The sequence below is a fragment of the Prochlorococcus sp. MIT 0603 genome (assembly GCF_000760215.1).
GTDB lineage: Bacteria > Cyanobacteriota > Cyanobacteriia > PCC-6307 > Cyanobiaceae > Prochlorococcus_E.
Map to the genome: position 1 here is coordinate 417707 of NZ_JNAW01000002.1, position 24580 is coordinate 442286.

At 33.8% G+C, this 24580-nt stretch carries 28 protein-coding genes and 1 tRNA gene; 9 read left to right on the forward strand and 20 right to left on the reverse strand.

The window, feature by feature from the left end; genetic code table 11:
• Positions 1 to 28: 28 nt before the first annotated feature.
• The 4 genes from EV07_RS04035 to hisA form a co-directional block, all read right to left on the reverse strand.
• Positions 29 to 1096, reverse strand: coding sequence for a F420-0:Gamma-glutamyl ligase (locus EV07_RS04035; RefSeq protein WP_241433992.1), 1068 nt, complete (start codon positions 1094 to 1096; stop codon positions 29 to 31).
• Positions 1097 to 1281: 185 nt separating this feature from the next.
• On the reverse strand, positions 1282 to 1836 hold the full coding sequence (locus EV07_RS04040; protein WP_052043866.1) for a thylakoid membrane photosystem I accumulation factor: 555 nt from the start codon (positions 1834 to 1836) through the stop codon (positions 1282 to 1284).
• Positions 1837 to 1904: 68 nt separating this feature from the next.
• Positions 1905 to 3521 carry a DUF3685 domain-containing protein gene (locus EV07_RS04045; protein WP_036917537.1) on the reverse strand — a complete coding sequence of 539 codons (1617 nt, stop codon included), beginning with the start codon at positions 3519 to 3521 and terminating at the stop codon, positions 1905 to 1907.
• A 99-nt stretch (positions 3522 to 3620) separates the two neighbouring features.
• Positions 3621 to 4388 carry a 1-(5-phosphoribosyl)-5-[(5-phosphoribosylamino)methylideneamino]imidazole-4-carboxamide isomerase gene (hisA, locus tag EV07_RS04050; protein WP_036918222.1) on the reverse strand — a complete coding sequence of 256 codons (768 nt, stop codon included), beginning with the start codon at positions 4386 to 4388 and terminating at the stop codon, positions 3621 to 3623.
• A 38-nt stretch (positions 4389 to 4426) separates the two neighbouring features.
• On the opposite strand from hisA, the gene EV07_RS04055 reads away from it, so the two are divergent.
• The gene (locus tag EV07_RS04055) at positions 4427 to 5404 is read left to right on the forward strand and encodes an NAD-dependent epimerase/dehydratase family protein (protein ID WP_241433993.1); all 978 of its coding nucleotides are present in this window, start codon (positions 4427 to 4429) and stop codon (positions 5402 to 5404) included.
• Here the strand turns inward: EV07_RS04055 and EV07_RS04060 are convergent.
• Complete coding sequence (locus EV07_RS04060; RefSeq protein WP_036917540.1) at positions 5385 to 5912, reverse strand: CDP-alcohol phosphatidyltransferase family protein; 528 nt, start codon at positions 5910 to 5912, stop codon at positions 5385 to 5387. The genes EV07_RS04055 and EV07_RS04060 overlap by 20 nt on opposite strands.
• 301 nt (positions 5913 to 6213) lie before the next feature.
• On the opposite strand from EV07_RS04060, the gene EV07_RS04065 reads away from it, so the two are divergent.
• Genes EV07_RS04065 through EV07_RS04075 form a run of 3 tightly spaced genes read left to right on the forward strand, consistent with a single transcriptional unit; the run spans position 6214 to position 7956 of the window.
• A complete protein-coding gene (locus EV07_RS04065; RefSeq protein WP_036917543.1) occupies positions 6214 to 6822 on the forward strand; it encodes a PCC domain-containing protein in 609 nt (202 codons plus the stop codon).
• An 8-nt stretch (positions 6823 to 6830) separates the two neighbouring features.
• Entirely contained in the window at positions 6831 to 7061 is a 231-nt protein-coding gene (locus tag EV07_RS10165; RefSeq protein WP_052043867.1) for a DUF6737 family protein, read from the forward strand.
• Between the two features lie 7 nt (positions 7062 to 7068).
• Positions 7069 to 7956, forward strand: coding sequence for a GNAT family N-acetyltransferase (locus tag EV07_RS04075; RefSeq protein ID WP_036917545.1), 888 nt, complete (start codon positions 7069 to 7071; stop codon positions 7954 to 7956).
• An 11-nt stretch (positions 7957 to 7967) separates the two neighbouring features.
• Here EV07_RS04075 and EV07_RS04080 read toward each other — a convergent pair whose 3' ends face one another.
• The 3 genes from EV07_RS04080 to nth all read right to left on the reverse strand — a co-directional run bounded on the left by EV07_RS04080 (position 7968) and on the right by nth (position 9598).
• Entirely contained in the window at positions 7968 to 8174 is a 207-nt protein-coding gene (locus tag EV07_RS04080) for a hypothetical protein (protein ID WP_036917546.1), read from the reverse strand.
• Between the two features lie 5 nt (positions 8175 to 8179).
• The gene (locus tag EV07_RS04085; RefSeq protein WP_036917548.1) at positions 8180 to 8872 is read right to left on the reverse strand and encodes an SDR family oxidoreductase; all 693 of its coding nucleotides are present in this window, start codon (positions 8870 to 8872) and stop codon (positions 8180 to 8182) included.
• A gap of 72 nt (positions 8873 to 8944) precedes the next feature.
• A complete protein-coding gene (gene nth / locus EV07_RS04090) occupies positions 8945 to 9598 on the reverse strand; it encodes an endonuclease III (protein ID WP_036917549.1) in 654 nt (217 codons plus the stop codon).
• Between the two features lie 20 nt (positions 9599 to 9618).
• On the opposite strand from nth, the gene EV07_RS04095 reads away from it, so the two are divergent.
• A complete protein-coding gene (locus EV07_RS04095; RefSeq protein ID WP_036917552.1) occupies positions 9619 to 10683 on the forward strand; it encodes an ABC transporter ATP-binding protein in 1065 nt (354 codons plus the stop codon).
• A gap of 327 nt (positions 10684 to 11010) precedes the next feature.
• Entirely contained in the window at positions 11011 to 11568 is a 558-nt protein-coding gene (locus EV07_RS04100) for a ferritin (RefSeq protein WP_036917554.1), read from the forward strand.
• Between the two features lie 20 nt (positions 11569 to 11588).
• Here EV07_RS04100 and EV07_RS04105 read toward each other — a convergent pair whose 3' ends face one another.
• The 3 genes from EV07_RS04105 to EV07_RS04115 form a co-directional block, all read right to left on the reverse strand.
• Complete coding sequence (locus tag EV07_RS04105; protein ID WP_052043868.1) at positions 11589 to 11852, reverse strand: hypothetical protein; 264 nt, start codon at positions 11850 to 11852, stop codon at positions 11589 to 11591.
• A 5-nt stretch (positions 11853 to 11857) separates the two neighbouring features.
• A complete protein-coding gene (locus EV07_RS04110) occupies positions 11858 to 12451 on the reverse strand; it encodes a Crp/Fnr family transcriptional regulator (protein WP_036917555.1) in 594 nt (197 codons plus the stop codon).
• 298 nt (positions 12452 to 12749) lie between these two features.
• Positions 12750 to 13805, reverse strand: coding sequence for a chlorophyll a/b binding light-harvesting protein (locus tag EV07_RS04115; RefSeq protein ID WP_036917558.1), 1056 nt, complete (start codon positions 13803 to 13805; stop codon positions 12750 to 12752).
• 218 nt (positions 13806 to 14023) lie between these two features.
• Between EV07_RS04115 and EV07_RS04120 the strand changes: the two genes are divergently transcribed.
• Entirely contained in the window at positions 14024 to 14755 is a 732-nt protein-coding gene (locus EV07_RS04120) for an AhpC/TSA family protein (RefSeq protein WP_036917561.1), read from the forward strand.
• Between the two features lie 216 nt (positions 14756 to 14971).
• Here EV07_RS04120 and EV07_RS04130 read toward each other — a convergent pair whose 3' ends face one another.
• From EV07_RS04130 to EV07_RS04140, 3 genes are all read right to left on the reverse strand, one after another.
• Positions 14972 to 15778, reverse strand: coding sequence for an ATP-binding cassette domain-containing protein (locus EV07_RS04130; RefSeq protein WP_052043869.1), 807 nt, complete (start codon positions 15776 to 15778; stop codon positions 14972 to 14974).
• 82 nt (positions 15779 to 15860) lie between these two features.
• Positions 15861 to 17195 (reverse strand): Rieske 2Fe-2S domain-containing protein, encoded by a 1335-nt coding sequence (locus EV07_RS04135; RefSeq protein ID WP_036917564.1) that lies wholly within the window; start codon positions 17193 to 17195, stop codon positions 15861 to 15863.
• 182 nt (positions 17196 to 17377) lie between these two features.
• Positions 17378 to 17581, reverse strand: coding sequence for a hypothetical protein (locus EV07_RS04140; RefSeq protein ID WP_036917566.1), 204 nt, complete (start codon positions 17579 to 17581; stop codon positions 17378 to 17380).
• A 934-nt stretch (positions 17582 to 18515) separates the two neighbouring features.
• Between EV07_RS04140 and EV07_RS04145 the strand changes: the two genes are divergently transcribed.
• Positions 18516 to 19577, forward strand: coding sequence for a chlorophyll a/b binding light-harvesting protein (locus EV07_RS04145; RefSeq protein ID WP_036917569.1), 1062 nt, complete (start codon positions 18516 to 18518; stop codon positions 19575 to 19577).
• A gap of 201 nt (positions 19578 to 19778) precedes the next feature.
• On the forward strand, positions 19779 to 19970 hold the full coding sequence (locus tag EV07_RS04150) for a hypothetical protein (RefSeq protein WP_036917572.1): 192 nt from the start codon (positions 19779 to 19781) through the stop codon (positions 19968 to 19970).
• 258 nt (positions 19971 to 20228) lie between these two features.
• Here EV07_RS04150 and EV07_RS04155 read toward each other — a convergent pair whose 3' ends face one another.
• From EV07_RS04155 to EV07_RS04180, 6 genes are all read right to left on the reverse strand, one after another.
• Positions 20229 to 21494, reverse strand: coding sequence for a hypothetical protein (locus EV07_RS04155; protein WP_036917574.1), 1266 nt, complete (start codon positions 21492 to 21494; stop codon positions 20229 to 20231).
• A gap of 385 nt (positions 21495 to 21879) precedes the next feature.
• Positions 21880 to 21956: transfer RNA gene (locus EV07_RS04160), tRNA-Met, on the reverse strand.
• A 49-nt stretch (positions 21957 to 22005) separates the two neighbouring features.
• Complete coding sequence (locus tag EV07_RS04165; protein ID WP_052043870.1) at positions 22006 to 22986, reverse strand: asparaginase; 981 nt, start codon at positions 22984 to 22986, stop codon at positions 22006 to 22008.
• 3 nt (positions 22987 to 22989) lie between these two features.
• Positions 22990 to 23490: a CGLD27 family protein gene (locus tag EV07_RS04170; protein WP_036917576.1), complete on the reverse strand. Its 501-nt coding sequence runs from the start codon at positions 23488 to 23490 to the stop codon at positions 22990 to 22992.
• A gap of 4 nt (positions 23491 to 23494) precedes the next feature.
• On the reverse strand, positions 23495 to 23857 hold the full coding sequence (rsfS, locus tag EV07_RS04175; protein WP_036918239.1) for a ribosome silencing factor: 363 nt from the start codon (positions 23855 to 23857) through the stop codon (positions 23495 to 23497).
• Positions 23850 to 24485 carry a DUF3318 domain-containing protein gene (locus EV07_RS04180; protein WP_036917579.1) on the reverse strand — a complete coding sequence of 212 codons (636 nt, stop codon included), beginning with the start codon at positions 24483 to 24485 and terminating at the stop codon, positions 23850 to 23852. The genes rsfS and EV07_RS04180 overlap by 8 nt, the downstream gene beginning before the upstream one ends.
• Positions 24486 to 24580 lie beyond the last annotated feature (95 nt).

A 24580-nucleotide genomic window follows, 5' to 3' on the forward strand; every position in this document is an offset into this window, starting at 1 on the left:
ATAGGTTGCTGTATTTACCTTAATTATATTAAGAAGGCCTAATAATAACTATAGGCGTTTGTTGATCTGCATTTCCAGCTGGATTTGTAGTAAGAGCTCTAGTTATTTGATAATGATCTGCTCCTTTGCTTGAACCTAGAATCTTTACTCTGCCTAAATCATTTACATCTACCACTGCTATTTGTATACCAAGCTCTTTAGATAAGCAATCACAATAGGCCTCTACTTTCTCTGGTCCAAGTACTATCATTTGATCATACGGAGGGGTAGTGCCTGTTATGTCATCTATAAGCCTGGCTTGTTCTCCAGCAAGACGATAAAACATACCTTTTATCTTGATAACTTTGAACAAAGAGCCAATGATCCAAGCAAATATAACTCGCAATGGCCCAACTTCGTTGATTAATGATTGCATTCCACAAGCAGTAGCTAAGCTACTTGTAGGATGAAAAAACATGCAAAGAAATCTAGAGAGATAATCAGTTCTTAATGAATCAGGATGATGGTATCTCCCTTGCATTATTGCTAAGGGAGTTTCTCCAATTGTGAGAATATCTCCTGGCAAGATTAATTTAGAGGTGTAATTACTAATTACATTAATGGGATCATCAAGGATCCCTAGCTTGTGAGTCTTAATAGTTATAAGAGAAAAATTGTAAAAACTCCTTATTGAATTTGGTTCTAAACCTTTTGGATAATCTATAGGAATAACAAATCCATCATGAAGTCTCTGTCTACCAAAAGGTCCATAGTTAATCCAATAAATATCCAACCAAATGCTTTCTAGTCTTTTTAATAATTTCTGTCCAGACTTTTCATTAAGTTTAATTTTAATTTGTATATCAGTAGATGCTTTACTTTTAACTATAAAGGCTTGCCAGTATCCATCATTTCTATTTGCAATTTCGGTATTTTTAGATTTTATTGATGTTTTAATTTTAATTTTATTAACACTGTGATTAGATATTAATATAGGATTTATAGTAAATTCTGGAACCATTACTTCCATTCTGTTATGTGGATTGGAAATATTTAATATACCTTCTATTTCAATAACAGATTTCTTTTTAATAACTTTCCAATTAGCAGGAGCCAATTTTAGTGGAGAAAGCCTCTTTAAATAATGTGATAATTGCAAAGAAGCTAAAATACAAGAAAATATAATTATAGTAACTTCCATTTTAATATATTGATAAATGGTGAATTAATCTTAACCTACTATATTCTTTATTTATACATCTAAGATTATTTAATATTAAAAACATTATATTTAATATAAATTCATCTTGGATCAGTATATCCATCTTTTGATGCATCGCTATTATATTCATTAAAGCTTTTTATTGAAATATTAAAGTCAGGAGGTTCCAGCCCAGTTGCAAGGCTTATGGCTGTATTTATCTTTTCTATTGATACCTGACCTTCTTCATCTAGAATAACATTACCTTCGCCATCAATTATTACAATTTGGGGTATGTTACCATGCCAATAATATGCTGGATTAGTATAATCTTTTGTTTTGATGCCCTGAAGATCATCAGTTGTTAAAGGAATTATATCTATTGAGGAAGTCCACAACAATTTTAAGCCTGATATAACAGGTGCAAATTCTTTGCTAGTAGCACTATCATCAAGGTAATAAAAAATTACACTTGTTCGCTTGTTCTTAAGGGAGTCATTGATTGTAGATTGTGGTGGGACCAGTGATCCATTGCCTGCATAGATAGGAAAAATATTGCCATCAAAACTATTAGTATCCCTAGCGGCAAAAGCTGGCGTAATAAAAACAAGTAAAGTAAATACAAGTATGAACAATGGTTTTACAAAAAAGCGCATTCTTTTATCCTTTTATTTATATGTTAGATATATACATGAGTAAATATTGATTCAAAAGAAGAAGGTAATCATCTTGAAATAGTTCGACCCATTCCTTGTGCAATTCCTTTGCCCACCAAACCAATTGCTCGACCCAGTACGTTTGTTAATAGTACAACCATTAAATCACCAATATATTTTAGCAACGATTGAAGTTGTGGAGATAACGCATCTCTTGCCTCAACTAAAAGCGTTATTTGTTTTTGCCACCAGTCTAACCTTTTCAGATCATTATCCCTAGCTTCATTGATTAATACAGAATCTATTTTACCATTGTTTAATGTAAATAATTCACGCTTACTTTCATATAATTGGATAGGAAGCTCTATTAGGTGATGCCATCTTCGTTGGCTATTTAGTTGGTTTCTAAGCCTTTCAAGCTCTCTTGTTGAAACAAGAGCAGGTGCTAATAGATATTCCCTTAACTCTGGCCATTCAGAACATAAACTTATTAATTCAGAACTAATAAGTTCACCTGTACGTATTAGCCAATTCATTATAAGTGTTTCTAGTTTTAGTAGAGATCTAGGATCATCTGATGAAAGTATACTGCCTTCTACTAATAGAGGTTTCTCTAGAACCAATGTATCAAGCATTAATGAAGGTCTTGGTAGCTCTTCATCTACTTCGTTTAGGTCAATAGTTTCTAATAGTTGATCTGCTATAGATGTTATTTTGCCGTTTTTCATCAATCTAGTATATGAACCAGAAAGTTGTCTAATTGCTTGTTTGCGGATTTCATTTTCTAATGAAATCCATTCTTCGACATAGTTATCATTTAGCTTATCTCTTTTTTGAAAATTACTTATAATATTATCAATCTGATGCAAAAGAGCTGATAATAAAACTCTCTGATTCTCTTCATTTAACGCTTGAATTGCAAAGATGCTGCCTGTGTTATTTCCTATGCCAGATTTGATTGATTGACCAGTTCGCTCAAGAATCTGCGACCAGACAGCTTTTGAGCCTCTCCCAGGAATAGTAATATTTGTTGAATAGTATCTTGTTTCTTTAGGCTTATTGGAATTATTTAATATATAGGAAATATGTATTGGTGCCCAAATTCTAAGTAAAAGAGCTTTAGCACTTTTTATCTCTCTTCGCCTTCCATTAATAACTAGTGATCTTAATAAATTATTTGACTTAACAGTTGATAATAAATTTAAACTATTTAATTCTTTGCTTATACTTTCAAGACTATTTGCTAATAAACCATTACCTAGTGAATGTAATATTGATAGTTTTTCATAGTCTTTCTTTAAGGGTTCGTTTAGTCTGACGACTCTTCCTCCATTAAAAAGATTCGTAATAGTCTCTTTTAACAAATGAATATCTGGATTTTGTAGTATCCCTTCGCATTCGCAATTAAGGATCTCATTTGGATTAAGTGATGTTCTAGCTGGCAGTAATAAAAGTAATGGGGAAGGTTTCCACTTGTCTTTTAGGAGCATTATTTCATTCATTGTGATACTTTCTATTTCTAAACTTTCAACGGACCAAATCACAAGAGAAGGATGCTGTGTTAGCTCTTCTTTTTTAAGAAAGACCTGTAGGTTGGAATCATATGAATTTAATTGAATTGATAATGATTCACCAAGTAGATCTGGTGCTATAAGTAAAACTTGCTTAGGTGCGTCTTCAATCAAATGACTTTTATTGTACTGATAACCTAAACGTAACTAACTTTGCCTTCGTCATCCAGTCTTTTTGGATATAAATGTTTCTTTTACTTTAATAACTTTTGTTTATGCAAAATCTTTGTTTTGATTAGTCAAATCTTGCATGCTTTGGTTGTTTACAATATGAAGCGCTTCCTTGAGATCAATTGCCCCGTCATAAAGAGCCCTCCCAACAATTACTCCACAAACCCCACTTTTTTCTAAACCAGTTATTGAAAGGATGTCTGAGATATTACCTATACCACCAGAAGCAATTACTGGGACGGTTGAAGCTGATGCCATTTTTTGAAGGAATTTAAGATTAGGACCTTTTAACGTTCCGTCTGTTGATATATCAGTAGTGATTATTTCTGCGATGTCAGTTTTTGAAAATGTTCTAATTAGTTCTTCAGCTTCGGTATCACTTTTGTTTACCCATCCTCTAGTGGCTACTTTCCCGTCTTTTGCGTCTATTCCTACTATAATTTTTCCAGGATGTTTAGATGCAAGTAATTGAACAGTTTCAGGAGATTCAATAGCAATAGTTCCAAGGATAACCCTATCAATTCCTTCCTTTATTAATTCTTCGGCTCTTTGTGTAGTTCTAATTCCACCTCCTATCTGAACTGGAATTCTCAGGGCTTTTTTTATAGATTTAATTATATGGTCATTTACAGGCTTCCCTGTTTTCGCGCCATCTAGATCTACTATATGCAATCTTTTCGCTCCCATGCGCTCCCATGTAAGGGCTTGCTCTATAGGATTACTATTGAATTCGGTGACTTGACCATAGTTCCCTTGAAGTAATCTCACGCATTTACCATTTAGCAAATCAATGGCTGGAATGATCTCAATCACAAATAATTGTTTCTCTACATATATCCTGCATTGCAATGGTTTTGTTTGCAAAGCTCTTAACGCGCTTCAATAGAGAAGTAATTTGCTTTACTACTTTGAAAACTTTATTTATGGGAGGTACTCGCTTTGTGGGGAAGGCCTTGGTTCGTAATTTTATGGAGAAAGGTTATGACATTACGATTTTTACAAGAGGTAAAAAGGAGCCCCCACAAAACATCAGACATATTAATGGCGATCGAAATACAGATGATATAAAGAAATTAGCAGGATTGAAATTCGATGTAATTGTTGATAGCTCTGGAAGATCACTTCAAGAGACTAAAGAATTAATAGAAGTTGTAGGAACTCCTAATCATAGACTTATATATATAAGTTCTGCGGGGGTGTATGCAGATACTGGGGAATGGCCGGTAGATGAATCTTCTTTAATTGATCCTAATAGCAGGCATATAGGTAAAGTAGAAACTGAGGAATGGCTTAAGACGACTGGCATCCCTTTTACAAGTTTTCGTCCAACTTATATTTATGGACCTGGTAATTATAACCCTATAGAAAAATGGTTCTTTGATCGCATTATCTATGAAAGGCCTATTCCTATTCCTTTAGAAGGTGATACTATTACTCAACTTGGTCATGTCTCTGATTTGGCCGATGCAATAACGTTAAGTTTAGATTCAAGTAATTCAAGTAATAAAATTTATAATGTTTCAGGCAAAAAAGGAGTTACTTTTAAGGGTTTATTAAGCATAGCTGCAAAAGCTTGTGGTAAAGATCCTAGAAAAATAAGAATTGAGTCTTTCAATCCAAAAGGCCTAGATAAGAAAGAGCGGAAGCTTTTCCCATTAAGGCTTAATCACTTTTTGACAGATATTAGTCTGATTCAAAATGATCTAAATTGGCAACCGAAATTCAATCTTGAAGAAGGATTCTCAGATAGTTATAAGAATGACTATCTTTTAAATGCAACTCAAAGCCCTGATTTTAATTCTGATATTACACTGATTGGATCTTAATATATTTATAAGCAGAGATTATAGAAGCTATAAAGGATAACCAGAAGAATAAGTATCCAAGTGTTTTTATAATTAGAATATTGTTAGGGTATATGAGGAATATTACGCTAAAAAATTGCAGAAAAGTTTTTAATTTACCAGTAATAGAAGCTTTAATTGCCTTCTTATTACTTTTTCTCCAGGATGTAATTACCAACTCTCTAGTAAATAATATCCATACTGCCCATATTGGAAGTATTCCATTTTTAGTTAACCATAAAAAAGGAGCAATTAATAAAATTTTATCTGCTAATGGATCAATTTCCGCTCCCCAACTAGTACCTCCTCCTGCTTTCCTAGCCATAAATCCATCCAACCAATCACTTATCCCGCCAAGTATAATTAATAGCAATGCTATAAATATCTTGTTAAATGAAAGTGAAATTAATATTGGCAATCCAATAATTATTCGAAAATTAGTTGTTACGTTGGCTATTCTGCGATAAAGTATTTTTCTTTCAGTTGACATTTATATGTTTATTTATAACTACATGAAATATAACATATAAGTTACTCTTATTCTTAATAAACATAAGCCTCTATATATTTCAATCTATCTGGGATTTTAAGATTTGTTGATTTATTTTTATCAATGTGCGAATATCATAGATGATTATTTAGTATGATGACCTTATTTTTATTGTTTGTCTTAGCAGCATCATTGGTTTCAATGGTCTACATAGTTCGTCGTCTAGAGGAGAATTGAAATCTATTTTCAGTTTGCAATCCTTTTATCAATTATGAATTGATTCGAACTATAGGTATATTCTATGAATGTAAAAAGAATTAGATTAGATTCTGGCTTAGATCTCAAAGATTCACTAGAGAGTCTCAGTAGGGATTCTAATATTAATGGATTTATATTAGGAGTTGTAGGAGACCTTTCTAAAGCAACTATACAATGTCCTGGAAATAATAAAGCAAGTACTTTGAATGGTCATCTGGAAATAATATCTTTAAATGGTTCTTTATCCTCTGGTTCAGTACATTTACACTTAAGTGTTTCCGATGGTGAATGTCATGTTTGGGGAGGGCATTTAGAAAGCGGTTCTATTGTTCATAAAGGAGCAGATATATTAATTGGTTTGTTGCAAGAGCAATCATCTCTAGCTGAGAATATTACAACTTCTATAAATAACGATGTTGCTTCGCCACTGCAAGTTGCAGTATTACCTAATTGCCCTTGGTCTAAAAGGATTATTAGATTACTATCGTCCGGAGAAATACCCTATAATATAATTAGTGTAGAAGAAGAATCCACTTTTATAAACATAAAAAATATCACAGGAAGTTCAACTTTTCCTCAGGTTTTTATTAAAGGAAAGTATATTGGTGGTTATGATCAATTTCTCAAACTTTATACCTCAGGTCAGCTATAATAAACTAAATGAATATCATATCTTTCTTTGAAAAAAGTAATAAATACTGGAAACTGAAACCATTTTGGTGCAAGCCTTTCTCAATTATAATTACTGGCATTTTTATTTTGATTATTGGCTTCAAAATTTTTTCAATGTTTTGGATTAGGACAATCATATCTTTAATTATTTTTTCATGGTGGGCTCTTTTCTTGATTATTGCACCATATTCCTATGACCAAATAGAATTACCTGATTAACATTTAAATGAAGACCAATTTTTATATTAGACCATTAGAAGAAATTGACATTAATACAGTTACATATTGGGCTCGTAATGAGGGCTTTGCTCCTGGTCTTGAGGACGTTAACATTTATAAAAATACTGATACTCAAGGTCTGTGGATAGGGGCTTTAGATTCTCAACCAATAGGCTGCATAGCAGGAGTAAAATATAATTCCAATTATGGATTCCTTGGACTATTTATTGTAGATCAACCTTATAGAGGTAGAGGATATGGCCTACAACTTTGGAAGCATGTAATTCATCACTTGGACGATATTTCTTGTTTAGGATTAGAAGCAGCACCTAATAGAATTACAGATTATGAATCTTGGGGCTTTAAAACCTCTTCTATAACTACTCGTTGGGAACTAAATAGTGCACCTTGCATATCTGCATTGAAAAACTTCTCATATAATGTAGATAAATATATGCTTTTAGAAGGCAATCAAATACCACCTAATATAATCACTAATTATGATAAAAATAAGGAAAACACACCTAGACCCCATTTCCTATCTAATTGGTTAAATCATAAGTCTGGAACTGTCATAGCAATAGTAGATCATTCTGGGGAATGCGTTGCTTTTTGCCGTATTAGGCCTTGTCTTTTGAAAAATGGTATTGGTTATAGAATTGGCCCACTTGTTGCTGATAGTTCTCTGTTAGCTAAATTAATTCTAAAACATCTTGTATTGAGATATCAGGGTACGATATTAATCGATTCACCTGGTATAAATATTAAAGCTAATAAGTTATTTAGGTCTTTAGGTTCCAGTTCTATATCTTATACGGTAAGAATGTATAAAGGCAGTCAACCATCTATTTCGATGAATGAGATCTATGGTCTAGCTTGCCTTGAACTTGGATAATCTATACTACATTATTGTGTTCTGGCTTCACTCTTATTGCGCAAGATTATCTTTTCTTTATTAAGTTCTTGTTCTAATTGTTGTATTAACTTAGAAACAAGTGATTGAAACTCTGGTTGACAACCTTTGAATGCTGCTTTATGACGTATCGATTCATTTCTAGTGCGTAAGTCAGTTAACATTAACTGCAATGAATCGATTATTGGGTTGGTCTCCATTGAATTTATGCTTCGATTGGTTCTTCTACATTTATATTAAAGCTTTGAATAGCTTTTTTCATAGTTATTTTCTGATTTTCTTCATTACTAGTTACTTCTATAATAGTGCCGATTGCTTCCTTTGTATTTAGCGCCTCTATGCAACTCTTTGCAACTAGTCTTCTAGGGATAGATCCTTCGTCTTGTGAATTGCTTTTTGTATATAGTATAGATTGTTTCTCTAGATTATCTTCATCTTCTTTAAGTCCGCCAGGTCTGATTATTGTCCAATCAATCCCACTGTTTATAACTTTACTCTCACCAAATTTTTTCCATAAGAGAATTAAGCCAAAAAGATTAAGCGGATGAAATAATTTCCCAACACATAATGAACTAACAAGAATAATCCTTTTAACCCCATTCTTCTTGCAACTTTCGACTTGATTATTAACTCCTAGGGCATCAACTCTAGATGGACCTGTTAAATCTATATTAGCTCTAGCACCTGTGGCAATTATTAATACATCTATACCTTTAAGGGCATCATTTAATTCGTCACTATTAAATAAAGATAACCTGATTGTTTTACACGAAGATAATGAATTTGGTATAACGGAATCTTTTCTTACTATTAGGCTAACATCATTTTTGTTCTTCAGTGCCTCTTCTGCGATTCTATATCCAGTTTTACCTGATGCACCACTTACAGCAATTTTCATATTAAAATTTATAGGTGTAATTATTATATCCTTTTTAGTTTTAAAGTTATTGAAGATTTGAAAAGATTCTATTTAAGCTTTTGTGTGTATAAAAGGTTTTTTTCTTAGTGGGTACAGTTCTTTGCATATATCACATCTAGTCCCATCACAGCCTCTTGCTGAGCAATAAGCCCGACCATAATAAATTATCTGAAGATGTAATTTGTTCCATTTTTCTTTTGGGAAAATTTTTTTGAGGTCTTTTTCAGTTTCCCTTACATTTTTGCCTGAGGTTAACCCCCACCTTTGCGCCAGCCTATGAATATGAGTATCTACAGGAAATGATGGCACTCCAAATGCTTGAGCCATAACCACACTTGCTGTTTTATGGCCAACACCTGGCAATGATTCAAGAAGACTAAGTTCCTTTGGTACTTCATTTTGATATTTATTTAGGATTATTTTCGATAATTTAAATATGTTCTTAGCTTTTGTATTTGCAAGACCAAGTTGTTTGATGTATGAGTAAATATGTTTTTCTCCTAGCTTATATAAATCTTTTGCACTATTACCATGTTTAAACAACTCAGGAGTCAACTCGTTTACTTTCTTGTCAGTGGATTGTGCACTTAGTAATACTGATACAAGAAGCGTGAATGCATTATTGTGATATAAAGGTATTGGAGGGTTAGGAAAAGTTTCATCTAGTCTGTGAATTATTAATTTAGATCTTTGAATTCTGTTCATCTTTTTTATGCTTTTAAATTGTGAAAGAAGTACACCTGCAAATTACTGACCTTAGTCATCACTATGGAGATATTACTAGTAACGAGCTTTCTTTAAATTCTATAAATTTATCTCTATATAAAGGTGAACTTCTTGGCTTGTTAGGTCCTTCAGGTTGCGGCAAAACGACATTATTACGATTGATTGCTGGGTTTGAGACGCCTACTCAAGGCTCCATATCAATTGATAACCAAGTTATTTCATCATCTATTTATACTTGCCCTCCTGAAAAGAGAGGCATAGGTATGGTTTTCCAGGATTATGCACTTTTCCCTCATTTGGATGTTTGGAATAATATTTGTTTTGGATTAAAGCCTTCCCAAGATAAAAGTAGAGCCTACTGGCTTCTTGAATTACTTGGTCTAAATGACTTGCAGAAAAGATATCCACATGAATTATCAGGAGGACAACGCCAACGACTCGGACTTGCAAGAGCATTAGCTCCTGGAACTTCTTTAGTGCTATTGGATGAACCTTTTAGCAGCCTAGATGTAGAAGTACGGTATAGATTAAGAAATCAATTAAGCGATGTTTTGAAAACTTGTTCGGCCACCGCGATTTTAGTAACACATGACCCTCAAGAAGCACTTGGTATATGTGATCGTGTAGCAGTAATGCGTGCAGGTGTTATTCATCAATGCTCGACCCCTCTTGATTTACTAACAAATCCAGATACTCCTTTCATTGGACATTTTGTATCTCAAAATAATTTAGTTAAAATACATTTGAAAAATGGTTCATATAGCTCACCATTTGGAGATATTTTGGTCCAGACACATCTTCTTAAGTCTCCACCTCATACCCTAATGTTTGATGAAATATCGCTAGAGCTATTTCCATCGCCCGAAGGTAAAGCTATCATTAAAGGAAAGGAGTTTAATAATACAAACTGGATTTTTCGTGTTCAATATGATGATCAAGTCCTTAGAGTCTCATCACCTTTAGATTCTGATATGCAAATTGGTGATAGTTGCAAGATTAAGTTTATTTCTGGTAAATATGGTTATCTTTTCCCTGGTTGCATATCATGTGTTCTTAAATCATAAAAAGAAGTTGATTTGTTGGTTAGGGATATGATTTATCTGCCACATTGACATTTTCCACCTTTCCAATTTGAGCATTTAGAGCGTTTACATTTTTTCTTTTTATTAATATAAAACAAGTCTTTTTTATATAGCAAACAGTATTTGTCTTTACTTTTATCATCTATACTATACAAAATCTTTCATGGCAATTGAGATTCATTATCATATTCGAATTAACCTTTTACGACCTATTGTATGTATTTTTATAATTACCTTGTATCATTTGTATATGCATTCATCTGAAGGAGTCCTTTGGTTGTTTGTTTAATCGCTTCATGATTATTCAACATGACTGAGACCATACTGAATAAGCTGAACCTCAGCTCAAGTCCAGCAGGCCGTGCAATAGCTCAGCCTATGGACTCTCATTTGATAGAACTTCTTTATCAGCATTTAACCATTGAGAGGAATGCAAGCGCACAGTATTTTGCAATCTCAATTTGGTTTGCAGAAAGAGATCTAACTGGATTTGCAGAATTTTTCAAACAGGAGTCTTTCGATGAACACGAACATGCTTGTAATATTGCCAATTATTTAGTAGCGAGAGGCCAAACGGTAGTTCTTCATGATATTTCAGCTCCAAAACAGCAATGGTCATCTATAGAGGAAGTAATAGCTGATTCTTTTCAAATGGAAGCAGATGTAACAACATCTATTCATCAGCTCTATTCATCTGCAGAGAGATCGAATGACACAAGAACAACAGTCTTTTTAGACCCTATTATTGAAGCACAAATAAAATCAGAAGATACTTTTGCGCATATATTATCTAGAGTTCAGTTTGCAGATAATCAACCATCAGCATTATTAATAATAGATGGCGAATTTAATACTAATAAGAATTAAGTAATGTTTTTTATTTAGACCTAAAGAGGTCTGTTACATAATTCATATAAGAACAATTTTGAGATGCTTGATTGAAATTTACTCCTGAACTGTTCTGATATATCTATTAACTCAAGCCTTCTTTGTTTCAATGAGATTATTTCATTTAAAAGTCTCTCCCTAAGTATTTTATCCTTTGAATTTTGCAAGGAGATAGTTACAGTTTTATATCTATGACGTATATATTCAATCTCCCTACAGAGGCTTCCTATTAGTGAATCTGAAATTGTTAGTGATTTATTCATATTAATTATGCTGATAATGGGGATTCTTCTACAAACTCTGGGGCTAAGCTCAAGGTGCTTTCTCCTGATGGAGCTAGAAGAAGGTCGGCCGACCTAAGTCTGCTGATTAAGCGAGTTGATGTGACACGAGTTGAGCCAATTAGTTCGCCTATCCTCTCGTGAGTCAACCTAAAAGGAAGTTGGCACCAATCTCCACATCTTCTACCTAATCTATTTACTAGTAAAGCAAATAATGCTTGTAGCCTTTGTTCTGCATTACCTAGGTGTCTAATTCTTAGAAGTTGAAGTGTCCATTCGTTAACTGCGTCAAAACCATTTGCTTCAGAGGCTTCTGTATCACTTCTAAAGCAAAGTTGAGTAAGAGCCTCAACACAAATGCCTTCACTGCAGAGCCTGTCAGTTCTGAGTTGGTCACCTGATTGAAGGAATGCAAGAGTCATACCTTCAGTCTCTTCACAAGGACAATAGACTCTTGCGATTCCATCAATTACTTCTAGACAAGAACCTCCAGTTCTAGCTGATGGATCAATCAATACTGTTTGGCCTACGGACAATCTGACTTTAGGCACCGGACCGTCTGGCAAGAAACGATAATTCATTTACCGGTAGTTGCTCTTGCTATTGAGAATAAATATCAACTTACACCAGAAGAGCGCTCTTTTGCAATAGATTCTCAATAGCAAGAGGGTACTTGCGATTCTTGTCGTTTTGATCGTCGTATTTGTGATATTTTTTACATCTTTTGTCTGGAATTCTTTATTTTTGGAGAACATTTATAACTTCCATGAGTAGGCAATTAATGAATTCTGGATAAAAAAAGAGCCTTCTTTTTGAGAAGACTCTTTTTTTATTAAAGCCAAATTTACGCAAAGGTATTAATTTTGGATATTTGGCTGGTTAGCCAGCTGTGATTTTAGCGTCTTCCATATTGTCGAACGCCTTGCCCACTCGCTTGAAGTCAAACCCCATACCTCTCAAGGCATGCCATAGATGTCCTTGAAGGAAGAAGAATCCAAGATAAAAGTGAACATTTGATAGCCAAGCTCTTGCTGTATGTGCATCGGCAGGCAAATCAGCTGTATCTACAAAATAAGGAGCAAACTCAAACTTAAGACTTAGAACCTCTCCATAGAGATCTGTTGGATAGATAGTAGTATTTGATGCGCACCAAAATGCTGCAACAAATGCACAATAAGCAACACCAGCTAAGGAGTAAGAGAGAACAGATTCAGCTGATAGAAGACCCTTCCCTTTAAATTCGGTGTATGTTCCATATTGTTTTGTAGCAATATGAAAAGCACCACCAATAATTAGGAAAAATGCTAGGAATGCATGCCCGCCCATTACATCTTCCAAACTATTAATAGTTAAGAAGTCAGCCTGATGGTTCCATATCATCCCAAGATCTAGGTTGTACTGAATTGTCCTAGTAACACCTTGAGCACTATCGTAGATTCCATGGATTCTTGCCCATTCAACGAATTGTATGTTTCCAAGGCCCAGGAAAATCAAGTGATGCCCGAGAATAAAAGTCAGCCTGTCTGGATCATCCCATTCAAAGTCAAACTTTTTAGCTCTTGAACCATCAGGATAATTCCCAAGATCCCCTTCATATCTCATCGAATGTAAAAGGCCACCGGCCCCAAGCACTCCAGAGAAAATCAGATGTAATACAGCTATGACAGTACAACCATATGGTTCTGTAATAACACCATTTGATACTCCACCAATGCCAAGACCAGCTAGATGAGGAAGGCAAATAAGGTTTTGATTGCCCATCGGCAATGATGAGTCATAACGAGCGAGTTCAAAGAGAGTAAAAGCTCCAGCCCAGAACATCATCAAACCAGCATGTGCTGCATGGGCTGCGATGAATTTTCCTGAACGGTTCGTCGTCCCTGAGTTGCCCGCATACCAAGCGTAAGTAACGTTTGGGTTCCCGTAGGTCTGCACGAGAGAAATTTTTAAAGGCTCTATTAAATTATTGGACTCTTAAAGAACTGAGTAATCGCATTTCACATTGCTTATTACTAATGTAGCTTTTATACTTGATTTTGTATTCATCTGCTACTTCCTATGTCTAATATTTGATAAGTGTATGTTAATTGATACTCTTATAGAATTATTTTAACAACCTTCCGTTTATTCCAAACCGTTTTTTTTTTTTAGATGTGAGTTTTATTTCAGGATCAGATTTAAATAAGCTTCTTAACGATCACTTTGAATTTGATCTTATTTATACTAAAACACTCTTTATAATTTTGGGACTTTTAGGAGATTTTGACAGCTTTGAATATATCCAGTCTATTTTACCTTATTTAGAAAAACTACGAGAAGCACATATTAATTTAGTTATTATTGGAATTGGTGACAATACCTCTAAAAAATACTTTTGCGATTATACAAAATTACCCTATGAATATTTAAATACTGTGCCGGATTCAAAAATCCACAATAAACTTTGTCTAGAGTCAGGTCTAGATTTACCGATAAACCCTATATTCAACCTTACTCTTATGTGCCTAGGCATTAACTCACCAGGGACAATTAAAGAGGTGTTACGGGGATATACAGGCGACAAATATGCTAAGCAGATATTTAATTCACAACAAACAATAGATTTTTTCACATTGCTAAAATTTAAAGCAGAAATATTTGATTTAATATCAAAAGATGGCTCCCTTAGACCATTTGAGCTGGCTTCGATGAGACTAATGAACATGTTAGAAGTTATTTCCAAATGGAATATCTATATGAATAATCATTCTTGTCTTACTCAAAGAAGTGGAACATTTTTAATAGGCTCAAATCAAGAACTCTTATATTCTTATAAGTCTAGGGGGCTTTTAAGTTTCTCAGAAACGATGTCTAATCCTATGCAATTTCTTCAAGAATGGCTTTGATCATTTTTATAATATGAGCTATAAAGTATGCAAGCGATGTGGTTCAAGTGACCTCATAGCAGATAGGGCTTTAGCCGGACGTTTGATTTGCAGTGTATGTGGCTCATCTTCTTTAAAAAATTCTTATAATTTCATTAATAAAAGCCTTTTGCCAAAATCTTATGGAAAGTTTATTTTCTATTTATTATTAGCTTTTTTCATAATATTTATTATATTTTAAATTGCAGGCATTGCTGCCCAATAACCATTTTTATTTAATACAGTAACTTGATAATCATATAAGCTACTTATATTTTCAGAAGTTATTATTTTATGTGGTTCCCCGTCTGCAATTATATTATTATCTTTTAATAAGATAATCCTATTGGTTTCTGGTATTATATTTTCTATATTATTTGTAGAGTACAATAAAGTTATACCATTGCTACTTAAAAGGCTTAAAGTTCTTAATAGTTTAAATTTTGATTTTATATCTAACATGCTTGTTGGTTCATCTAGAATAAGTACTTTAGGATTATTTATTATAGCTCTAGCAATTAACACCCTTCTTTTTTGACCATCAGAAAGTAGATTATAAGGTATATTAATTATGGTTTCTAAATCCATATTTTTAACAATGAGGTTATAATTCTCTAAATCCTGAGAATTAATTAATCCCTTGTTTACAAGTCCAAAAGTTCCTTGATAGCCAGACAATATTACTTCAGATGTTATCATTTGACTTTTTATTCTTGAATCTATTTCAGTAAGTACAAATCCAATTCTAGTTCGAAGTTCCCATATATTAATGTTATTCAAATTAAATAATTTGATATAAGAGTCCTTTTTGGCTAGTGGGTAGATTAACTTAACAATAGCCTTGATAATTGTCGACTTACCAGAACCGTTTGAGCCTATAATAACAGTATTATCAAAAGAAGATATTCGAAGGTTTAGATTCTTAAGTACCGTTTTATTTTTATAACATATATCTATATTTTTAAATTCAACCCAGTCATTACTTTTCAAAGTTGCTGACTCCACATTATATATAGTTCCCAGCTAGAAAAAAGGAAAATAGCCAAGTACAACCAATTAAGCCATATAGGCCTTTGATTGTTTTTCATTAGAGCAATAAAAAGATACCTACAGGGACTAGAAGCCTTATAGCAACATTTATGATTAAACTTCTGGAGTTCTCATTTTCTAACTTTGGATTGGCTGGTGGATATAACATAGATATGTCTTGATGAACAGTATTTGTATCTGTATTAGTTGGATATAGCTCCCAAGGCTTGTCTTTTGTATCTGAACTTTTAAACCAATCCCAATAATACTGAACCATCTTATCTTCACCTAGCAATTTAACATTGTCTTTCTCAAGAAAACCCATTTGCTCGTTATAAGTTTGTGTTCTTAAAATCATATAATCTTCTGCAAAAACTTTATAGAATACACGACGTTGTAACTGCTTAAATAATAGTAATTTTGTAATCAAGGTATTCCTCATGAATTTCCTATAGTGCCTGACTATTACCCTTGATTGATTTTTGGATAAAGGTATATGATCCAAAACCTGAATATAACGTGCTTTTTTGGGATCACCTTTATATATTACTATCCTTCCTGGGGGGAGGAACTTTATCCTTATAAACTCACCTTTGTCTTTGTCTTTGTATTTGTATATACTTTCAATCTGTGTAACTTCTTTTGTTATTTCTTGATTAAAACTTGTAATAACTTTCCTGTTAACCTCATTGTCCGGTATTGTTTCACCATGAACCCAGAACAAATGAAGTATATCTAGGTGGTTCTCTAATATTCGTGCCCATTCACATTTGAAATCGACTACTACTTCTTCATATGAGTAGTCATTAATGTCGAATCCATAGTTATTAAGTAAGCTAGAATCTAGTGAATTGCTTATGGTAAAATCATTTAAATTAGTTTTTGCTTTACCTGTGTAGTAAATATAAATATAATCACCAATTTCTTTGCAAACATATTGATATAAATGTATCTTACTTGCGTAGTTATCGTAGTTATCGTCAACAATATGATTACAAGTGATTCTACTTAAGTTTGTACATTTTCCATCAGAAGAGAATCTTGCGCCATGGTAAGGGCAGACTAGTTCTCCATCTATAACTTCACCCCCTATAAAGGATGCACCTCTATGCGGACAAAGGTCTTTTACGCATCTCAACTCAGATTGTTTGTCCTTATAGACAACGAGAGGCTCGTTGAACATTGTGAAAAAGTATGCTTTCCCTTTGCTTAATTCTTTTACACTACAAACCGCATACCATCCTAATAGTCCAGTTTTTAGTTGGTTAGATGGCTTTTGAGCTTTGCTGTTAATAGCAGAATCGTCATTATTACTTGTAGATATGGTGTTTTCTAATGAGCTACCCGTGCCCAGTTGAACCTTATTAAATTGTGCGATTCCTTCGTCATTCATAGCTTGCGTTAACTTAAAGCATTGATTTCGCCCTAAGTTAATTTTGATACTACCCTAAAGGTCTTGAAAGATGGTGATGGGGATATTTATTTAAAGGATCTGTAGCTTGATTTTAAGTAAAGGGGTGACACAGCTGAAATTATTTCGAGTTGTAATTGTCCCTTCGTTTATTTATATGTACTTTATTGCTGTTGTAAATCTGATTGTTTAAGAGCTGTTTTGCTCTCTAAGTATTCAGTAGCTTCCTCGAGATCATTGCAAAACTTGCAGGTTCCAAGGTAGCAACCAAGGTATCTTTGAAATGAACTCTTACCTCCAGATAGCTCGTATGTATGGACTGTTCCGCCTTGTGGTGTGGTTAGAACAAGTTCAGGTGCTGAGCTCATTTAAATTAAAAGCTTTTTTAAAAAATGCAATTTGCCCCGCCTTTGCGCAATGAGTAATTAGACCTATATAAAGCTTAGTGATTACTTCTAGGAATTATTTATAACTGTTATGAGGTATGCATTTAATTTTGACGAATTTAAAAAGACTGCCTAAAAAAGTGTATACGTTTTCGGCAGTAATGAATATAGTAAATACCTTACTCCCTAGATAAAATAATACTTTTACTAGCTATCATTGAATAACATATAAATATTTATCTTTTTTTTAAACTATAGGAATACTTTGATAGCAATATAATCTTTGGATATTTATTTATACTTAGATATATGACTAAGCAGATATTAAAAGGAATAATAACAAGTATATATTTATTTCACGTGCTAATATTTTAATAATTGTATTTAAAGTAGCTTGTTGTTCTGACTGGTCTCAACCTACAGCTAAACAATTATGTAGCTCTCTTTTGGTTTCGGTAATAATGCCTCTCAACTCATCAGATTTAGTTATTATTTCCAAAGTTCTCAGTGAGACTTCTTAGAAGAATATTCCTTGATTTTCTGGATTTATCTTTGTCGCTCCTTTTAGCTTCGATCCAGTGAGTTATCTTTTGTACATCATAATTTAAATAAAGAATTTCTCATTGGTTTTTAATTTGTTTATTCGGGGAGTCTTAACCAATATGATTGGAATATATGAGCTTACTAGAGATGAACTTTGTCTTTGCGATTTGAAGTATCGCTCAAAATAACTGGTATGACAGCATCGTGGGCTCATTTCTGCTCCTATTGTAAATGGATTTCATCCATGAACCAATTTTTAAATAATTCTATAATTAGTAGCGATCGGTAACAGTTTCAATAAGCGATGTAAATTTTCTAGCCTTCTTTCGCAACTTTTGTATATCTTGGATCCGTATTTTATTACATATTACTCGTGCAGACCTACGGAGACCCCAACGTTTCCTATGCATGGTATGCGGCAAATGCTGGCGCTGTTACTAACAAATCCGGCAGATTTATTTCATCGCATATTGCGCATACGGGCCTCATTTGCTTCGGAGCCGGTGCAAACACCCTTTTTGAATTAGCTCGTTACAACCCTGATGTGCCAATGGGCTCACAGGGACTTGTTGTTCTTCCTCATCTTGCAGGGCTTGGTTTAGGTGGAATTTCTAATGGTGTTTTTACTGACACTTACCAGTTGTTAGTCGTAGCCATACTTCATCTGATTCTTTCAGGTGTTTATGGCGGTGGTGGTATGCTCCACGCCTTTAGATACGAGGAAAAACTAGAGAGTTATCCTTCTACATCAAGAGCAAATAAGTTTAAGTTTGATTGGAATGATCCAGACAGACTTACCTTTATTCTTGGTCACCATTTGCTTTTCCTTGCAGCTGGCAACATTCAGTTTGTTGAATGGGCTAAGTGGCATGGAATTTATGATTCTGCATCTGGAGCTGTTCGTCAGGTTGAATACAACCTAGACCTTGGCATGATCTGGAATCATCAATTTGACTTCCTTTCTATAAGTAGCTTGGAAGACATTATGGGTGGACATGCTTTCTTGGCATTCTTTATGGCTGCTGGAGGAATTTTCCACATCCTTACTAAGAATTATGGTGAGTACAACTCATTTAAAGGAGCTGACATCCTTTCTGCTGAATTTGTACTTTCAACATCATTAGCAGGTGCTGCTTATACAGCATTTGTTGCCGCATTATGGTGTGCATCTAATACCACCATTTACCCAGTTGATCTTTATGGTCAGATTCTTGAGTTTAAATTAGGAATTGCACCTTATTGGATTGATACTGATACATCCCTAGCCGCTGATGCACACACAGGTCGTGCATGGTTGACCAATGTTCACTTCTTCATTGGATTCTTCTATCTTCAAGGTCATTTCTTCCATGGTTTAAGAGCCCTTGGATTTGACTTCAGAAGTATCGGCAGATTGTTTGACAATCTTGAGTCAACAGAAACTTCCCTTAATTAGAGAAGTTTAAATAGGCTTAAGGCTTGTTAAAAAAAAGGAAGCCCCAATCCTGGGGCTTCCTTTTTTGATGGTTAAATTCTTGCTAATATTGTAAATTGTATTATTTGATTTAAATTAAAATCGATTCTCAAAAGATATTATATGAATATTATTTTTAGCTGATGATCTAATTTTCTCTTGTATATTAAGGAAAAAGTATTAATGTCACTCAAAGATCAACTAGGAACAAAGGTCTTTACTAAGGAAGGTACAGACCAGGACAGAAAAGGGAAGGTGCTTCCTATGAAGCCTGAGAATATATTGCCAATTTGGCAATTGTTAATAGCTGGGCTGAGTGCAGTCATATGTGTAATACCTATAGTTATTAATTTATTCAATCAGGCTAACCATTAGATTATCTAGCCTTCAACAGGTCGAACTTTTTCTTTTCCTGCTGTAGGCTTTTTATCTTATAATTTCAATTATCTGATCTTTGGTTTGGCTTGTTACTTATTCTTTTTCTTAACTTCTAAAGAAATCAAGTTGAGAATAGTAAAATTATTTCTACAAGATAAATAGATCAATATAAGCTGATTTTTTAATCTTTTTATTCCCTCTTAATCAAATATTATTCCAAACTATTAATTAATAATTTGTCTCTGGACATCATACTTAAGGTTTAAATGACTTGTTAAATAAAAAGATCAATGAACGAGTTGCTAAGGTTAAAGTTAAGTTTATAAGCAATAAAGATAAAGTCTTCTTGTTAAATCCTTTTGTGTAATAATTTATTCTTCTATTGACTTCTATCAGTTTTTTAAATGGGGATATGCTTGAGAATATTATAAGCTTTAATTGTGAGAACAGTTTATATTTAGTGTATATTAATTCTATTTTTGTTGTTTCTTTTTTCAAAAGAGTGAAATTACTATATTTCGGACTTTGATTTTTTATATCAACAACAATTTGATTAAATAAGTTAGCAATATTCTTCGAGCTGTATCCACATACTACTGAATCATATGTATCCATAGATATAGAGGTAAGTTTACTATCATTATTTTTAATGTAATTTTGACAATATAAACCTTGAGATTCTCCTCGAGGTATTTCTTGAATTGGTATGAAAGAAGAATCTAAGGTTACATATTTTCTTTGAGGTAAGATCTCAGAAAAACAAATACAGCCATTTAAAGCATATTGTATTAGCCTACTTTTCCTCTGAAGCTGTAAGTATTGAGGGAAGTTTTTTTTTCCATAAGTGTCTCTAGGAGCTATAGAGGTTGAATTGTAGAAAAACTTTGTATTTCTAATTATTTTATGAAGATCATCATTGCTTAGAGGATTTAATGTGGAGTCATGAATGAATAAATTAGGGAAATACTTATTTAGATCTTCAAAGAGTGATTTTCTTCCTTTTCTGTCAAATCTTCCTATAAAACTAAAATCATATTTCCTTTGTTTCAATGGAATAAGTGAGGAATAAGAGGTATTTGCATAAATAAAAGAAGAGATCTCATGATTAAACAATGATCCATCATATGTTGGTATTCCATATACTTCAAAAAATGATCGATATTCTGGTTCTTCGAGAAGAACCCCATCGAATAGAAATTGTGAATAAACATAAGAAGTCTGATAATGCTCTGCAATATCTCCTAAGCAAACCAGCAAATAGTAATTCTTTTTAAGCAAAGATAACTCTCTACATGAAAGATCAGGTAGATTAATAAAAATGATAATATCTTTAACAAGAGTGTCCGTTTCTGTTTTTAATTTAATATCTAATAATGATTGATATTTTAATATATTTATTTTATGGAATTGACGATGAATATCTATAAAATCTATTTTCCTTAGAAGGATCTCTATTACCTCTATTTTTATCTTTGCTTCGCTTTTTACTGCAAGATAAATTGATGGAGATCTTATATGCATTGACTCTCTTAAGGCTGAATTAGTGAAATAGACACTTTTGTACGTCCACTAACCTACCAAGCTGCCCTAATATTCTATGCATTTTAAATGGAAGAGCTATAGCAATAGTAAAACCATAGTTATAGAAGTAAAAAACGCCAGCTTGCGACTAACGTTTTAATTGGTGGAGGGGGCTTTGATCTCCCGACCTTCGGGTTAATAGCCCGACGTTTTATAGCATAGGAATATGTCCCTAAGTGGGTACTTGAGTGGGTACTTGAGTTGGTACCTCCATGCGAAATACTTAAGCTATAACTGGAATATTTTCATTTCGTCTCTTTATTTACATTTAGCTATTAATAGTCATAAAGCATTAAAAAAAGCCTGTCATAGCAGGCCTTTTAATTGGTGGCGGGGGGGAGATTTGAACTCCCGACCTTCGGGTTATGAGCCCGACGAGCTACCAGACTGCTCTACCCCGCGATGACATAGATAGCATACATGCGTATGTACATAAAATATCTCAGATTATTTACTTTTCCTGAAATCTCAGCTCTCCTTTGACTTCAAGTTTTACTTCTGGATTGATAACCATTACTTTTTCTTCAAGTTCCTCCAGGCTTGCAGGCGTAATCCATTCAAGTTGCTTTAACAAGTGAAGAGCAACAGCGTGTTTTGCTCGCCTTGAACCATCTTCAGCTTTTATTGCTATTCCCATGCAGTCACCAATTTTGCTTAAGCATTGAATACCTTCTGATCCGCCTTTGCAAATTAACTGACCATGAGATCTTTTTATTACTTCAGTGTCAAAACGCCCTTCCCCTGCAACTAGCTCTGGTTGCCTAATCATCGCCCTGCTAATTTGTTCTAGTTCGCTTTGACTAGACCCATTTAGTTGGGCATAGAGAAAAGCCATTTGATATAGCTTTAGCATTAAAGTTGGAGAACCACAGTTGTCTATTGCCAATGTAAGGTCTTTACTTTCTATTTTTAAAAGCTCAGCTACTTTTCGATTTATTTCTATCTGGAGTGGGTGATCTGCTTCCAAATACGTATCTAATTGCCAATTCATTTTCATACATGTTGCTAGAAAAGCAGCATGTTTCCCTGAACAATTATGTTCTAGGGGACTTGTCTTTTCTGCGGGAATGGGGCATTGAAGATGTTCTACTGCAACATCAGAATGCCATAGGAGTTTAAAAGCCTCCCTGGCATGAGTCTTTGTTCCGGAATGCGATCCGCATGCAATTGCTAGAACTTTTTCATCACACATAACCTTTTTATAAGCACCACTACTGATGAAAGGTATTGTTTGAAATGGTTTCAATGCAGAACGAATAAATGTTGAATATTCAGAATTTCCTGCACTCATTAATACTCTGCCTTTCTTATCGCATACAACAGCATGTACATTATGAATTGACTCTATAATTGAATTTCGCTTAAGTAAAACCTTAAGCCTAGGTGTATTTTTATTAATATCTTTTTGATTTAACTTGCTTTTGAAATCCATTATTTAATAGATAAGATATAGGTATATCCCTAAAATTAGAATAATAATAGATAATAATGCATACAGAGATGATCTTATTCTTATAATTACTGGGGATACTTCTTCTTTGGAAATTAAGTTTTCTCTGCATTTCCATGTTTCTGGTTTTACCCATATTTGTCCATCATGCCAATCACTTTCTTCATAAGCAATAGTCCTAGATAATAGCCTTTTATTTATATATCCCCAACCTAAAGATTGTCTTAATAGAAAAAGAAAAGGTACTATAGAACTTGTAATCAACGAAATGATTGAGAGTTTAGTTAGGTCATTTTGTAGAGCATAACTTCCGCTACATATTATCAGGAATATTGGGTAGGATAGTAGCCATATATATACTAAATATCTATAGAAAGAGGAATGATCTTTAGTTGCTATTGAGAAGAAGACTGAAGATTTAAGCTCAATGAATTCTTGGGTTGGCCTTTGTTTTAAAGGCACAGGTGAATTTATACTAAGAGACATATTTCTATTCCTCGTTAATTGTATCTAAATAATTATAAATAATTCCATTGCTCCAAAATGATTCCAACTCATAATATTTTCTCTCTCTAGGTTGGAAAACATTGATGATTATATCACCGTAATCAAGAAGTGCCCATTTCCCTTCATTTACTCCTTCTTTACGTAGGGGGAGTATATTTGCTTTGCTATCTAATTCATCTTCTATAGATCTAACAATTGATCTGACTTGCACATCAGATAGTCCTTCACTAATCATTATCCAATCTGCAATACTAGAAACCATTTCGATTTGAATCATTTGTATATTTACTGCCTTTAAGTTATCAGCTGCTTTGGCTGCCAATTTAATTAAGTGATTACTATCCATATACATTTTCACTGGTAATTGATTGTCGTGATCCTTGTTGCTCAGCCATTTCGGCTCTAGCTTTTTCCGCACTCTTTCGAAGTGCTTCTAAACGATCTTCAAAAAAACTTCTCTTTTTCTTTTTTCTAGTGTTTTCTATTAGTTCTTTCAATGCTCCACCTAAGCTCTTATATGCATTTGGGACGCTATAACCAAATCTACATGCTAGATCTATAGCTCTTTCATCCGCAGAAATAGCATCTTGAAGTCTTTTTTCAGAATTGTTTTTTAAATAGAGCCTATATCCTGCAAAACCTGATAAACCAAGAGCCATAATCAATAGCAGGCCATCTTGCACCCAAAGCTCTCCAATTGCACCGCCTAGTCCTATTGCAAGTGCTGCCATCTCCCAGCCGTCTCGTGGAATTGTATCGTTTTGAATCCTTCCTACTTCGTGCCAAAAAAGTAAATTTCTATGATCCAGAGCAAGGTTTTCCCATTGCTCTATATCAATCTGGATTTCCACTTCGTCCCTTCCGATTTCTTCCAGGTCTATCAGAGGTGGGTCTATAGCGGCAGCAGCCTCTACGAAAACCCAGCTTTGGTTTTCGGGAGGTAATAGCCCTTTTAGCCGCTGGAGCTCGCTCATAATTTCAGCTTCCCAATTTAAACAATTTAGCTATTATTCTGAATGTTAGTTGCGACTTTGTTAGCTGACTCTTATCAGCTTTTATAGAAGCGAAC

Excerpts from the sequence above, each read along its gene's own strand:
- EV07_RS04055 (WP_241433993.1), top strand. The coding sequence starts at position 4,427 with ATGGTTTTGTTTGCAAAGCTCTTAACGCGCTTCAATAGAGAAGTAATT.
- EV07_RS04170 (WP_036917576.1), bottom strand. The coding sequence starts at position 23,490 with ATGTCTCTTAGTATAAATTCACCTGTGCCTTTAAAACAAAGGCCAACC.
- rsfS (WP_036918239.1), bottom strand. The coding sequence starts at position 23,857 with ATGGATAGTAATCACTTAATTAAATTGGCAGCCAAAGCAGCTGATAAC.
- EV07_RS04110 (WP_036917555.1), bottom strand. The coding sequence starts at position 12,451 with ATGAATTATCGTTTCTTGCCAGACGGTCCGGTGCCTAAAGTCAGATTG.
- EV07_RS04155 (WP_036917574.1), bottom strand. The coding sequence starts at position 21,494 with ATGCATATAAGATCTCCATCAATTTATCTTGCAGTAAAAAGCGAAGCA.
- EV07_RS10165 (WP_052043867.1), top strand. The coding sequence starts at position 6,831 with ATGAATATCATATCTTTCTTTGAAAAAAGTAATAAATACTGGAAACTG.
- EV07_RS04075 (WP_036917545.1), top strand. The coding sequence starts at position 7,069 with ATGAAGACCAATTTTTATATTAGACCATTAGAAGAAATTGACATTAAT.
- EV07_RS04165 (WP_052043870.1), bottom strand. The coding sequence starts at position 22,986 with ATGGATTTCAAAAGCAAGTTAAATCAAAAAGATATTAATAAAAATACA.
- EV07_RS04140 (WP_036917566.1), bottom strand. The coding sequence starts at position 17,581 with ATGAGCTCAGCACCTGAACTTGTTCTAACCACACCACAAGGCGGAACA.
- EV07_RS04100 (WP_036917554.1), top strand. The coding sequence starts at position 11,011 with ATGACTGAGACCATACTGAATAAGCTGAACCTCAGCTCAAGTCCAGCA.
- EV07_RS04080 (WP_036917546.1), bottom strand. The coding sequence starts at position 8,174 with ATGGAGACCAACCCAATAATCGATTCATTGCAGTTAATGTTAACTGAC.
- nth (WP_036917549.1), bottom strand. The coding sequence starts at position 9,598 with ATGAACAGAATTCAAAGATCTAAATTAATAATTCACAGACTAGATGAA.
- EV07_RS04180 (WP_036917579.1), bottom strand. The coding sequence starts at position 24,485 with ATGAGCGAGCTCCAGCGGCTAAAAGGGCTATTACCTCCCGAAAACCAA.
- EV07_RS04135 (WP_036917564.1), bottom strand. The coding sequence starts at position 17,195 with ATGAATGACGAAGGAATCGCACAATTTAATAAGGTTCAACTGGGCACG.
- EV07_RS04150 (WP_036917572.1), top strand. The coding sequence starts at position 19,779 with ATGTCACTCAAAGATCAACTAGGAACAAAGGTCTTTACTAAGGAAGGT.
- EV07_RS04105 (WP_052043868.1), bottom strand. The coding sequence starts at position 11,852 with ATGAATAAATCACTAACAATTTCAGATTCACTAATAGGAAGCCTCTGT.
- EV07_RS04065 (WP_036917543.1), top strand. The coding sequence starts at position 6,214 with ATGAATGTAAAAAGAATTAGATTAGATTCTGGCTTAGATCTCAAAGAT.
- EV07_RS04060 (WP_036917540.1), bottom strand. The coding sequence starts at position 5,912 with ATGTCAACTGAAAGAAAAATACTTTATCGCAGAATAGCCAACGTAACA.
- EV07_RS04040 (WP_052043866.1), bottom strand. The coding sequence starts at position 1,836 with ATGCGCTTTTTTGTAAAACCATTGTTCATACTTGTATTTACTTTACTT.
- EV07_RS04085 (WP_036917548.1), bottom strand. The coding sequence starts at position 8,872 with ATGAAAATTGCTGTAAGTGGTGCATCAGGTAAAACTGGATATAGAATC.